This window comes from Paenibacillus sp. FSL R7-0163 (assembly GCF_037969975.1).
In the GTDB taxonomy this organism is placed as follows: Bacteria; Bacillota; Bacilli; order Paenibacillales; family Paenibacillaceae; genus Paenibacillus_AQ; species Paenibacillus_AQ odorifer.
This window is the reverse complement of record NZ_CP150224.1, coordinates 4,538,926-4,552,260: the sequence shown is the minus strand read 5'-3', so window position 1 is coordinate 4,552,260 and position 13,335 is coordinate 4,538,926. Positions and strand designations below refer to the sequence as shown.

General features: G+C 42.5%; 12 protein-coding genes. 10 read left to right on the top strand and 2 right to left on the bottom strand.

Annotation, left to right across the window (positions count from 1 at the left end):
- Nucleotides 1-5 precede the first annotated feature (5 nt).
- The 3 genes from NST45_RS20130 to NST45_RS20120 all read left to right on the top strand — a co-directional run bounded on the left by NST45_RS20130 (nt 6) and on the right by NST45_RS20120 (nt 2,510).
- The gene (locus tag NST45_RS20130; RefSeq protein WP_076141167.1) at nt 6-656 is read left to right on the top strand and encodes an ABC transporter ATP-binding protein; all 651 of its coding nucleotides are present in this window, start codon (nt 6-8) and stop codon (nt 654-656) included.
- 439 nt (nt 657-1,095) lie between these two features.
- On the top strand, nt 1,096-1,572 hold the full coding sequence (locus NST45_RS20125; protein ID WP_076141168.1) for a hypothetical protein: 477 nt from the start codon (nt 1,096-1,098) through the stop codon (nt 1,570-1,572).
- A 278-nt stretch (nt 1,573-1,850) separates the two neighbouring features.
- Nucleotides 1,851-2,510, top strand: coding sequence for a hypothetical protein (locus NST45_RS20120; protein ID WP_235219370.1), 660 nt, complete (start codon nt 1,851-1,853; stop codon nt 2,508-2,510).
- A gap of 55 nt (nt 2,511-2,565) precedes the next feature.
- Here NST45_RS20120 and NST45_RS20115 read toward each other — a convergent pair whose 3' ends face one another.
- On the bottom strand, nt 2,566-2,982 hold the full coding sequence (locus NST45_RS20115) for a MerR family transcriptional regulator (RefSeq protein ID WP_036675831.1): 417 nt from the start codon (nt 2,980-2,982) through the stop codon (nt 2,566-2,568).
- 120 nt (nt 2,983-3,102) lie between these two features.
- Between NST45_RS20115 and NST45_RS20110 the strand changes: the two genes are divergently transcribed.
- The 6 genes from NST45_RS20110 (at nt 3,103) to NST45_RS20085 (ending at nt 10,796) form a co-directional block, all read left to right on the top strand.
- A complete protein-coding gene (locus tag NST45_RS20110; RefSeq protein ID WP_076141170.1) occupies nt 3,103-4,152 on the top strand; it encodes an NAD(P)-dependent alcohol dehydrogenase in 1,050 nt (349 codons plus the stop codon).
- Between the two features lie 567 nt (nt 4,153-4,719).
- Entirely contained in the window at nt 4,720-6,120 is a 1,401-nt protein-coding gene (locus tag NST45_RS20105; RefSeq protein ID WP_076098906.1) for a sugar ABC transporter substrate-binding protein, read from the top strand.
- A gap of 78 nt (nt 6,121-6,198) precedes the next feature.
- A complete protein-coding gene (locus tag NST45_RS20100) occupies nt 6,199-7,122 on the top strand; it encodes a sugar ABC transporter permease (RefSeq protein ID WP_036675826.1) in 924 nt (307 codons plus the stop codon).
- Complete coding sequence (locus NST45_RS20095; protein WP_036675824.1) at nt 7,119-7,988, top strand: carbohydrate ABC transporter permease; 870 nt, start codon at nt 7,119-7,121, stop codon at nt 7,986-7,988. The genes NST45_RS20100 and NST45_RS20095 overlap by 4 nt, the downstream gene beginning before the upstream one ends.
- 281 nt (nt 7,989-8,269) lie before the next feature.
- Nucleotides 8,270-9,667, top strand: coding sequence for an MATE family efflux transporter (locus NST45_RS20090; protein WP_038569377.1), 1,398 nt, complete (start codon nt 8,270-8,272; stop codon nt 9,665-9,667).
- 322 nt (nt 9,668-9,989) lie between these two features.
- On the top strand, nt 9,990-10,796 hold the full coding sequence (locus NST45_RS20085; protein WP_170914189.1) for an ATP-binding protein: 807 nt from the start codon (nt 9,990-9,992) through the stop codon (nt 10,794-10,796).
- A 104-nt stretch (nt 10,797-10,900) separates the two neighbouring features.
- On the opposite strand, the gene NST45_RS20080 is transcribed toward NST45_RS20085, so the two are convergent.
- Nucleotides 10,901-11,938, bottom strand: a complete 1,038-nt coding sequence (locus tag NST45_RS20080) for a LacI family DNA-binding transcriptional regulator (RefSeq protein ID WP_036675820.1) — start codon at nt 11,936-11,938, stop codon at nt 10,901-10,903.
- A 465-nt stretch (nt 11,939-12,403) separates the two neighbouring features.
- On the opposite strand from NST45_RS20080, the gene NST45_RS20075 reads away from it, so the two are divergent.
- Entirely contained in the window at nt 12,404-13,324 is a 921-nt protein-coding gene (locus NST45_RS20075) for an ABC transporter permease subunit (protein ID WP_339826208.1), read from the top strand.
- The last annotated feature ends 11 nt before the right edge of the window (nt 13,325-13,335 follow it).

The following is a 13,335-nucleotide window of genomic DNA, read 5'->3' as shown; positions in this document are numbered from 1 at the left end:
GAGTGGTGCGAGGAGCTGAACTAAAACTTACCGCGGTTGAACTTCTTGCAGATAATGGTCACCTGCTGCTAGGGGATGTGAATTTGGCATTGCCGCCAGGCTGGTATGGTCTGGAGGGCGCCAATGGCAGTGGAAAAACAGCATTGCTCAAAGCGATAGCTGGTCTATACCAGCCTGTACGCGGCCTGATTACCTATCAGCTTCATGGCGTGACGTTGTCAGGCAATGCTTTCAAGCCTTATCTGGGCTACAAGCCACAGCAGGCAGCGTACTATGACAATATGAATGTCGAGGCATACTTGCGTTATGTGGGTGAGATGAAGCTGATGCCACGGGCGACCATTGAAGAACGATCTCGTGAGCTATGTGAACGGCTCGGGCTTACTGCCGAGTGGAAGACGCCCATTCAGCGGTTGTCAGGCGGCAACAAGCAACGGCTTATGATTGCTCAGGCGATGCTTGCTGATCCATGGTTTCTGCTGCTGGATGAGCCTCTCTATGGCGTGGATATCGAGATTCGTTTCCTGCTGCTAGACACGTTGTACGAAATGACACCTGGCACAGTCGCAATCTTTTCAGGCGCTTTGGAGGGCCTACAGGGAGGTTGGTTGGATGCTGTGATCAAACTTGAAAATGGTACAGCGGCGCTGCACTGATGCAGCGCCGTTTTCTATATTAAATCATCCTGCTGCGGCTGCGAAACTTGCCTGGCGGATAGCCAGACATTTGTTTGAACCATTTGCTGAAGGGGTGGATAGAGTCGGCCTCTAGCTGGCTGGCAATGGAGACTCTTCTACTCTTATCATTGGCAAAGAACGGGGAGTTTTGAACACAAATAAAATAATGAGAAGTGACAGATTGCTTGGGTAGTGTTGGGATAATATCAATAATTGGCGAACCAGCCGATGGAATCAATGGCGTGATTTTCTCTTTGATTGGAGATTTTTTGGTACCTTATTGTCAGTACAATCATACAGAGCAAAAAAAGGAGGAGAACCCAGAATCATGCACACCAAGAATAAGGGGAAGTACAATGATTTTTCGAGATATTTACCTGGATAGCTAATTGTTGCGGAAGAAGACGAAACACTTCCCTTGGCTCATCCTGATTTGATGTTGTTTTTGCTTAACACCACAAATGTAATTGATAGTGTTGATTATAGACTGTTCAAAATAAAGGAAACAGCTATCGTTCAATTTTTTGTAACGGACGCATTTAAACAACTAGTGGAACTCCATGACCTTAAGGGCTTAGATTTCTCAGAGGTATACGATTCAGCTTTTACTGCAGAAAAAGAAGAAGAGCAAGAACGTAATTACCAAGCTGCCCTTGATTTCATAGAGCGCAATAAAGGAATTGAAGTTTCATATGATGAGGCTCGTTTCCTTATGGAGCAGGAAAAAGTTGTTGCCAGCGGAAAGTGGAGAATGCAACTAGATGAGAATGGGGAGCTATGGCTTGCGAATTTGACACCTGATTTGATTTATTGCTGGGGCCAGCCAATTTATATTCCTCCTGTGTTAATGCTTTTTCAATGGCATGAAGTAGAGAAGTCTGAAATTAACTTATAGAACCCGGTGGAATGAAATATACTCTTATGAAGCTTTATCATGATTTTTAAAAGGCTAAGCGCTGAGCTTAAAGTCATAAGTTAGATCCGTTAACACTAAAGTTTTACAAAGGCGACTTATCTGCGGACGGGTTGCTTTTGTTTTTTCAGTTCCCATCAAAACAATATAGTCCTGACCGATCTGCTTATCCAAATCATTGAATACTATCAATAAAGATAACCGTCAAACAATAGAATATATGATATAATGACGTGGTTGTTGCAAGGTGCAATTTTAATATGAAAAATAGGATGGGCAATATGAAGGGTTATCTTTATAACGTTGATAAAAAACGATTGATTATTATGGTTATCGGCAATGTATTTCTGGGCATGGGAATCAGTATTTTTAAGCTGTCCGGCATGGGGAATGATCCCTTTAGCGGCATGGTAATGGCACTTGCAGAGTGCGTCGGTATAACATATGCAAATTTTCTGATCTTGCTGAACCTGGTATTGTTTGTAATCGAATTCATAACCGGACGAAGGTTTATTGGAGCCGGGACTTTTGTAAACGCAATCTTTTTGGGATATATCGCTACGTTCTTTCATAGTACTTGGCTATCTCTGTTGGGCGAACCTCAGCTGTTATGGCAGAGGGTGGTCGTCGTAGCGATTGGCGTGGTGGTATGCAGTTTTGGGGTATCCTTGTATCAGACATCGGCTGTGGGAGTAGCTCCTTACGACAGCCTGTCCCTGATTATGAGGGATAACTTCCCGAAAATATCTTATTTTTGGCACCGGATGTTTACGGATGCGCTTTGTGCTTTGATTTGCTTCCTGGCAGGAGGCGTTATAGGCTTAGGAACTCTAGTGTCCGCACTTGGTCTGGGACCCATTATTCATTTTTTTGATGTGAATTTTACGGAGAAGCTGCTGGCAAAAAAGCGTCCAAATTAAGAAAGGCGGGGCAGATCAATCTGCCCCGCCTTTACTGTAATTTGAAGGTTCATTTCTAATGAGTAAATGCACTCTTAATGTTATTTTTTTTATGAACATCTTCCGTGCCGCTATCCAAGGCGGTCTTGTAGTAGAAGCATTTATGTTCTATGACTTCCATCGTTTTTCTTAATTCTTCCATCTGTGCTTCTACGGAAGCTTTTCGCTCCAGGAACATGTCATATCTCTGCTGCAAGGTGGAGTCCCCCTCAGAGCACCACTCAATGAAATGTTTTATTTCCTTAATCGGCATCCCGGATGACTTCAGGCATTCAATTACTTTTAAAGCGTCCATATCCGTTTCTTTGAAAACGCGTTTCCCGCTGGGGGTTCTTTCTATAAAAGGCAAAAGCCCCTCCTTGTCATAGTAACGCAGGGTATGTGATGTCATATTAAAGTATTCTGCAACTTCACTTATGGAGTATGTCTTCATCATCTATCTCCAGTCTTAATTATATTTTGTGCTTGACTTAGAGTTAACTTTAAGTAATAACATAGGTTTTGTAAAGTCGGCATTACAGTTTTTTATATTAACTAGAAGAGAGGTTTCACTATGATAAAAGTTAATGCACGCGCTACATTCAGTCAGGAAGGCCCGTTCAAGCTAACTACAATCGAACGCCGGAATCTGCAGCCGCACGATGTTCTTATAGAGATTAAATACGCGGGCATTTGCCACTCGGATATTCATACAGCCCGCGGGGAGTGGGGACCGGTTAAGTATCCACTTGTTCCAGGGCATGAGATCGCCGGTATTGTCAGCCAGGTCGGTTCCGAAGTTACAAAGTACACAGTTGGCGATCGTGTAGGGGTAGGTTGTATGGTTGACTCCTGTGGAGAGTGCAGTAATTGCCAGAAAGGTGAGGAGCAGTATTGCCTGAGTGGAAATACGGGCACCTATGGAGCTATCGACCGGCACGGTCACTATACACAGGGCGGATATTCCACGCACATCGTTGTAACAGAAGACTTCGTGGTCCGGATTCCTGACGCTATTCCGCTTGACGCGGCTGCACCGCTTTTGTGTGCAGGAATCACCACCTATTCACCGCTGCGCCATTGGGGAGCCGCTCCCGGCAAAAAAGTAGCTGTAGTGGGTCTTGGCGGGCTTGGACACATGGCTGTGAAGATTGCTCATGCTATGGGAGCTGAGGTTACTGTGTTATCACAGTCACTGAAGAAGAAGGAAGACGGATTGCAATTAGGAGCGGATCATTATTATGCCACAAGCGATCCGGAGACATTTAAGCAGCTTGCCGGTTCATTCGATCTAATCGTGAATACAGTAAGCGCACAGATTGATATCGATGCCTATCTTTCACTTCTGGCGCTGGATGGTACATTAGTCAATGTCGGTGCGCCTGCTGATCCATTGGCAGTTAACGTATTCTCGCTGATCGGCCACCGCCGTTCGTTTGCCGGATCGATGATTGGCGGAATCCGTGAAACGCAGGAAATGCTTAATTTCTGCGCTGAACATAATATTGCATCTGAAATCGAGGTCATTTCTGCTGACCGGATAGATGAAGCCTGGGAGCGTGTGCTTGCTTCAGATGTCCGTTACCGGTTTGTCATCGACATCAGCACGATGGGGAACCAATAAGAGACGTCCTCTTTCTTGACGTCGGTTCGTGTCCACAACCTCAAGAAATTCGATAACATAGCGGGAAATCGCAAGGAGCTGGAAAACTCACACAGTTGTGTTTCGAGAATAGAAAAACGGCGTTGCTTCATACAGCAGCGTAGTGTATAAATGCTAAATAGGCAGAGCAGTGCTTCTACCATTGGGGTAGGAGGGCGGCTCTGCTTATTGTCGTTACTGCAAGTGAATATTTTGGATCAGCTGATTCTGCTGTTTTATAAAAAAGATGATTCTTTAAAGGTTGGAATTTTTAAAAATCAGGTTGAAAAATGCTATTTTCCCTAATAGAAAATCATGACACAATAACAATAAAGCGCTTACTTCATTAAAACATCCCAAGTTCATGAAGACTCTATACCACTTTTTGAAAATATTTACGATATTAAAAGTCGTATCGGCTGGCCGAAATTTCGGATTCCAAGCAAAGGTTGGAATTATTAAAAAAAATTGGTACTAAACGTTTAACTCAATAACTTAGGGGGTCAAACGGTTGGACATATCTATGTGATTATGAAGGGGGAGAGGGAAATGAAGGTAGGTAAAGCATTCGGGGTAGGTATTCTTTCAACTGCACTAGCATTAAGTGTCATTGGCTGCGCGAAAGATGAGACAAACACAGCAACCAAGGCAACTGATGGACCCAAAGCATCTGAGAACGCCACCTCCAAGCCTGAGGAGAAGGTCAAAATTATCTATTCGATGTGGGGAAGTGCGGAAGAGGGAAATGTAACCCAGGGAGTGGCGGATAAGTTTAATGCTTCTCAAGACAGAATTGAAGTAGAAGTACAAGCAATTCCTTGGGAAAACTACATGACCAAGCTGAATACAATGGCTACGGCAGAGCAATTACCTGATACAGGGATGCTCAGAGAAGATGGGGTCGTTCAGTGGTCTACCCAAGGCATGCTGAATGATGTAAATACAATGTACGAAGGAAGCGACAGCAAACCACTGGATAGCCTAGCCTACAAATATCAAGGGAAAACCGTAGCCTACGCGGCTGCCAATGAAATCTTACTCCTCTATTACAACAAAGATATGTTCGACAAAGCCAATGTACCCTATCCCCCAGCCGCTCTGGATAAAGCGTGGACATGGGAGGAATTTGTAACAACAGCAAAGAAGCTGACCCTTGATAAAAATGGTAAACATCCTGATGAGAGTGGCTTTAATGAGCAGAGTATCGTTCAGTTTGGCGCATCCGTTGAAAACCTACCATGGCAGCTTGAGACCTGGGCGCTTGGTAATGGTGGGGGGTTCTATTCGGGTGATGGGACTGAGGTGAGAATTGGAGAAGACGCCAGTATAGAGGGAATTCAGAAGGTTGCAGATCTTTACTTGAAGGATCATGTTGCTCCGTTGTCTGTCGGACAGACTGATGATGGCATTCAACGAACCATTATCGCGGGAACTGTTGCCATGGCTACTAACGGTGCGTGGAACGTGGGAACTAGTCTCAATACGGCTAAGAATGAAGGCCTGAACTATGGCGTTGCAGTATTGCCTTACATGAAGGATAAGGTTACCCTCAACACGGGTGGCGCCAATGTCGTGTTCTCCCAGACTAAGCATCCAAAAGAAGCGATGGAATGGCTGAAATGGTACAACTCAGAAGAAAATAACTGGGGCCTCATTAGCTCGGGAATCTGGATGCCGACACTGGAGAAGTGGTACACGGATGAGACCCTTACCCGTAAATGGGTCGAAAATCCTAACTTCCCTGTTTATGACGAATATAAATCTGCAGTAGTCGATTATGCGCAATCACCTGCTGTGAAGCCCGCAGCGTGGTTCTATACGAATCATACGACGGAGTTTAACACCTTACTCGGGTCGGTTCTAGGGGATGTATGGACGGGAAAGACGACCGCTAAGGATGCTATTTCTAAAAATCTGGATGCGTTGAAAGCAGCCCATTTAGGCAATTAGTAAAATCCGCAAAGAATGGCCGTTGCCAAGCTCACACCCGCGGCGGCCATATTATGATCTTCAGGTGGGGATATAGAGATGGAAATAATTAATAGATCTCCGAAACGTCGTTCACGTATTCATGCAGGTGAGGCACGAGCCGCGTATATATTATTGATCCCTGCCTTCATTGGGCTGATCTTTCTAACGTATTTACCTCTTATTGGGGTGCTCGGGATCAGCTTAACGAATTGGACGGGACTTTCAGACCCCAAATTTATTGGCTTCGAGAATTATATTAATCTATTTACCACTGATCCTTATATTAAAGATTCTATTATAGCTACGGTCTACTTTGCCGTTTTATCGGTAGTTGGAGGCATGATTTATTCACTTTTTATCGCGATGCTACTGAATCGTAAAATTCCGGCAAGAGGGTTTTTCCGAGCTGTTTTCTATGTACCGTACGTTTTGCCGGCAGCCGCGATATATGTAGGATGGTCTTGGTTATACGAAGCTAATTTTGGATTTTTTAACTTTATTCTCTCTGAGATTGGTTTGAACAAAGTTTCTTTTATCGCGGATTCCAGCTATGTTGTTCCATCTCTATCCTTGATTTCAGTTTGGCTGTCAGGTAACTTAATTGTTATTTTCTTAGCGGGGCTGCAAAATGTTCCGGTCGTCTACCATGAAGCGGCTGAAATGGATGGTGCGAATGGATGGAAACGATTCTTGCATATCACTTTACCGTGCATGTCGCCCATTATCTTTTATAATTTGCTAATGAGCTTGATTGCCAATCTCCAAATTGTTACGCCGGCTCTTTCATTAACGAATGGCGGCCCGGGTAATTCTTCACGATTTTTAACTTATCTGATGTATGATCAAGCTTTTGTAAATTATAAATTAGGGTATGCTTGTGCAACAACGGCCGTTATTTTTGTTATTCTTGCAGGCTTTACTGGTGTATTATTCAAAACCTCCAATCTATGGATCTTTAATGAAGGAGGCGATGACAAATGAGTGTAGCCACATACGGAAGATTAAAGAGTAAAAAACGTAATAATCAATGGATGAACCTGATCTCGTTTGTCGTTGTCATTTTTTTTACTATACTCGTGCTCTTTCCAATCTGGTGGATATTTCGCACGTCGCTCATGTCGAATGCCGAGATATACAAATATCCGCCTTCACTGCTTCCAGGAAATTGGTTGTTTTCAAACTATGCAGAAACACTAGAGATATTTAAGTTTTGGAAATATTTATGGAACACCATGATTATTATTGTACCCGCTTGTTTGGCAGGAACCTTTACAGCGACCTTATGCGGTTATGCCTTTGCAAGACTGCGTTTTCGGGGCAAAAAATTGATTTGGGCGCTTTGTGTCGGTTCGATGCTTCTACCTGCCATGGTTACTCTTATTCCGCTATATATTGGGTGGACGAGAGGCTTAGGAATCCATGACAGCTATCTGCCGTTGATTTTGCCTTATTTCTGTGGTGGTGGCGCTTTTAATATCTTTTTGATTAGGCAGTTTATCATGTCTATTCCAAGAGAGCTTGATCAAGCAGCAACGATCGATGGTGCTGGATATTACCGCATTTTGTTCAGCATTATTATGCCGGCCATTAAATCTGCAATGATCGTTGTGGCATTATTTATCTTTATCGGTTTATGGAATGATCTACTTCAACAGATGATTTACATAAACTCAAGCGATAAGTATACGATAGCCTTGGGACTAACCGCTTTTAGAGGCCAACTAAAGCAGGACTGGTCGCTGACGATGGCGGCTACGTGTATGTCCTTTGCGCCGGGCGTCATTTTTTATCTGATTGGTCAAAAATATTTCGTAGAAGGAATCACGTTGACAGGACTGAAAAATTAGCTCCAATGGCTAAAGATAGCGCACTGTAATCTGCTCTGAAGTGTTAATGGGGGCACCTTTCTGCTAAGGCTTAAGTTCCGAGCCTGGCGGTATAAGGTGCCCTTTATTTGTGCTGTGAAAATATAAATTTAAAGATAAAATCCTTTATGAGATAGAAACAATCCCTTTTGCGGTAGTTGCTAGCCATCCTGTCTTATAGACTTGTTAATGTAAGGAGTCCCGTAAATCTTTGAACGAGGACTTCGCATATTCAGTCAAAAGAAGGAGAGAAAATCCACATTATGAACACTGTAACACAGATAAACAACAGCAAAGACAAGCAGACGCATTTTATTCTCAACGGTAATCTATGGAATATTATGGTCCAGTTATCATGGCCCGCTATCATCGCAATGGTTCTCTATGGCTTAAATGCGGTTATTGCCGCTGTATTTGTGGGAAGGTTTGTCGGAGAGGAAGCACTGGCTGGGGTTTCGGTAGCTTATCCTTTAACCCAGATCAGCTTGGGACTGGGCTCCTTGATCGGGGTGGGTGCCGGTTCTGCTTTAAGTTTAGCCCTCGGCAGGCAGGACAAAGAAATGCAGAAACGTTTGATGGGGAATGTTAATTATCTGTCCATCCTTGTAACGCTTGTCTATATGGTGTTAGGTTTACTTTTCTCCACACAGCTGGTGCGAATTATGGGAGGAGAAGGGGAAACTCTGGCTCTTGGAGACAGCTATTTTAGAATTACGGTGATCGGTTCATTTTTCTGGATTTATGGACTGGCTGCCAACATGATTGTGCGTGCCGAAGGGAAAATGAAATCGGCAGCCGTGGTAATGGGCATTGGACTGGCAGTTGATGTATTGTCCAATTATATTCTGGTAGCCTGGCTGGATTTTGGAGTAGAGGGTGCTGCCTGGGCTACAAATATCGGGATGCTGGTCTACACCTTGCTGGGATGGATTTATTTTGGCAAAGGATTTGCCTCATTCCGAACGAATGTCTTTGCAATCTATCGGGATGCTGCCACAATCAAATCCATAGTTGGACTGGGAATGTCCTCTTTCATTATGAACTTTATGAATCTGGTACAGGCTGTTGTAGTATTTAATGCACTGTCGAGATACGGGACTACAGCAGATATTGCATTTTATGGTGTGGTTTTCCGTGTATTCACCTTCCTGTTGACGCCGATATTCGGATTAATGCGCGCCTTGCAGCCAGTCATCGGCATTAATTTTGGAGCAGAACAGTATGAGCGCGCCATCAAAGCCTATAAAATATTCACACTCGTCTCCATGCTGCTGACTTTGCCTTTCTGGATAATTTCCATGATCTCGCCGGCTTCCATTCTGGGACTAATGCTGCCGGATCAAATCTTTAAAACCAGCGAAATGTTATATTTCCGGTTGAACATGGCGGTTCTGCCGTTATTGTCGCTCATTTTTATGGCCATGACCTTTTTCCCTGCGATTAATAAAGGGAAGCCGGCGGCCGTTATCGGCATCACCAGACAACTTGTTTTTTATGTGCCAGTGATGCTTGTTTTGCCAAGATGGTTAGGCGTCTCCGGAGTATATTGGGGTTCGCTTGTGATTGATTCTGTGGTTGTAGTGTGGACGGTAATCCTGGTAACTAAGGAATTCACCCGGCTCAGAGCTAAGTCCAAGCTAGCCAGGACTTACAATATGTGAAGGCAGGATGCTGGAACCTCTGCTTTGCCTGGATGGACGATTTAATAGATATACCCCGAAAGAGCCTTGGAACTATAAGGCTCTTTTTTGTGCTACTGGTTGACATTATAAACAAAAAGAAAGTATGATATTTTAAATCGTAATAATTACGAATAAATATAATTTGGAAGTTGAATTGATTTGTGCATAATGAATGGTCACAAGCCGGCTCTATCGTTCCTCACGAGGACTTCGAGCGGCAATTAGAGCAGGTTGAACTGGATTCAGAAAGGATCTTTTGGATTTCTTGAAAATAACCATTTTAAAGGAGCTTTAATAAATAATGAACAAAAGCAGCAACAATCAACGTCTACCCAGAGCAAAAGGGATTGATATGGGTACCTATTATACGCCCAAAGAATGTGCCAAAAAGGTTAGACATCTCGTCCTACCCGATATGAATCGAAAGATTGTCGAAGAATTCATTACGATCTTAGGTATGAGGGGAAGATTTGAAGAACATCAAGTTCCCATTCCCAATAAAGTGGTTATGTATGGTCCACCGGGCACAGGGAAAACACTTACGGCATTTTATATGGCGCAAATGCTGGAGCTTCCACTTATCCTGGTTAGACTTGATGCAATTATTCACAGCCATTTGGGTGAGACTGGAAGTAATATCCGGAAAATATTTGAGTATGCCAAAGCATCTCCTTGTGTTCTTTTCCTGGATGAGTTTGATGCCATTGCAAGAACACGGGAGAGTAATGACGAGGTTAAAGAAATGGCCCGTGCGGTGAATACACTGCTGCAATGTCTCGATGATTTTGGTGACAATAGCATTTTTGTAGCAGCGACGAACCTAGAAAATGAACTGGATAGAGCTATTTGGCGAAGGTTTGATACAAAAATGATTTATTCCAACCCGGATGAATCAAGTAGGCGTCAATATGTTGAACTGTTAATTAATGACTTTGAAAGTGAAGCTGGGTTGATGGAGGAGGCATGCGAACGTCTTTCCGGTTGCAGTTTTGCTGATATTGAACAAATTGTCCTGAAAGCGAAACGTAAGGCGATCATAGAGCATTGTCTGCTAAAACGAGAGCATATTGTTCTATCCTATGAAGAATACAATCCTTCCATAAACTAATTGTGGGCGATTATATATACAGGATATTGTAATTGGAACAATTCAACGAAAAAAAAGAACCCCAGCGACGGAATTTTTAATCGCTTGGGTTCTTTTTAAATTCATCAACTGATATTAGGTGTAGAGTCTCTTATGATGAGTTTGGTATAAATATGAGAAACCTGATAGGGTTGCTTCGGATCATGAATTCGGGAAAGTAGCATTTCGGCTGCTTTGACACCCATCTGATTACTATAAATATGAACAGTAGTGAGATGGGGTTCAACAATGTTTGATTCAGGACCATTATCAAAACCACAAATGACGATGTCATTAGGAATGGAAAGCATGTTTTTGAGTGACTTCATAAAGGTAACCGCAATATAATCGTTAGCACACACGAAAGCAGAAGGAAGCTCATTGATTTGACTCAGCCTAGTATCTGCCCACTCCGGATTCGAAAAAAATAGTCGATCGTCATCGAGAATACATTGTGAGAGATCAAGCTGGATGCCAGATTCTATCAATGCGCGATTAAAGCCCACCCATCTTTCATTAAAGCTCCTACAGTGATTATAGTCCCCGATGAACCCCAGTGATGTGTAACCGCCATCAATTAACTTTTTTGTAAGTTGATATGTGCTATGTTCGTTTTCCATGAGAAGTACATCCGCTTGGAATTCAGGGTAGCAGATATCTGCAGAACAGTCGATGAAAATAGTTGGAATGCCAAGACTTGTAATCAGCTTACTATATTCCGAATTGAACAACTCAATACAAATAATTCCGTCTACATTGGCGACATCAAAATTATTTGGAAGAGACAGGGACGCCTGATCAATGTCTCTTATAATGTGCATGGATAAATTATATCCTTCTGCACTGATTCGTTTCTCCATGCCACTGATCAGTTTCGATCCAAAGTGGGAAGTGTTAGGTAAGTTTTCTGTTAATAAAGCGATATTTCCAGAGTTTCTTGGTTGAACACTCTCGGTGTCCATAAAAGCAAATTGTTTATATTTTAACTCTATCGCTTTCTTTATAACCTTGTTTCTAGTTTCATCAGGTATACCATTCGTTCCATTTAAGGCTTTGGAAGCTGTATTTCTGGAGATTCCTAAAGCATCCGCGATGTCTTGTATGGTTACTTTTTCCCTGGCCATCTATGTAATTCACCTCTATATTCTTGTTCTTAACCTTCGCCACAAATAGTGTACTATTTGGCATGATCCCAACTCTCTTTAATGTATATTAGTTTACTCAAAATAGCAATATGATATTTACAAATGCACAATTTAGTTTACATTTTATCGGCGTATAAGTGTGCAAAAAAGGTATTATTCTTTTCATCTTCATGAGAATATGTTGACTTTAAAGTATATAATCCTATTTAAATTGGCTGTATTTGTAATTATGTAAAATTATATGCATCATTTATGAACATAATGCTTTGTCATATGCACATAAATATTTTTACAAAATGTATTGACGAACGATTAAGTGTTTGGTAAATTGTAAAAGCAGCAGGACATAAGCCAATTGAAAGCCCTTACTGCATCAAGATATAAACATTGATAAGAACGGAGGTAAAGGCATTGCAAAACCTAATAGAAGCTGAACACAGAACAATGGTGACCAAACATAAGAGCTCCTTACTAGACTATCTAAAGAAGTACTACTTTCTTTATATTTTGCTCGCACCAGCTGTGATCCTGACCCTGATTTTTAAATACGGTCCTATGTATGGTGCGATTATCGCCTTTAAAGATTTCAGCCCAATCAAAGGGATTATGGGAAGTGAATGGGTAGGCTTGTACAACTTCGAGAAATTCCTGTCATCCCCCAACTTCGAAGTTATCTTTATGAATACGCTTAAATTAAGTTTCTTCGGATTAATTCTGAGTTTTCCAATTCCTATCCTGCTTGCGTTGATGTTAAATCAAATTCGCCGTGCAGGCGTCAAAAAGAACATTCAGTTGTTCTTGTATGCACCTAACTTTATTTCTGTTGTCGTTGTGGTCGGGATGTTGTTTATCTTCTTGTCCCCAACGGGACCGATTAACCAGTTTTTTACCTGGCTTAAAGGTGAACCAATCATGTTCATGTCTCGTCCGGAGTACTTCCGTTCGATCTACATTCTGTCCGATATTTGGACCGGAGCCGGTTGGGCATCCATTATTTATGTAGCAGCGCTTGCTAATGTCGATCCTGAGTTACATAATGCAGCCAATCTTGACGGCGCTAATCTTCTACAAAGAATCCGCCATATCGATTTGCCAACCATTCGTCCAATTATGGCTATTGTATTTATCCTTGCAGCTGGTGGGATTATGTCCATTGGCTTCGAAAAAGCCTATCTCATGCAAACGGCGATGAACTTGCCAACCTCAGAAATCATTCCGACTTACGTTTATAAAATTGGTTTGCAGTCGGGCGATTATGCCTATTCAGCCGCAGTAGGATTGTTTAACTCTATCATCAACATCGTCCTGCTCATCACCGTTAACTTCACCGTGAAGAAACTGAATGAGGGCGAAGGTCTTTACTAAGAAAGGAGCAA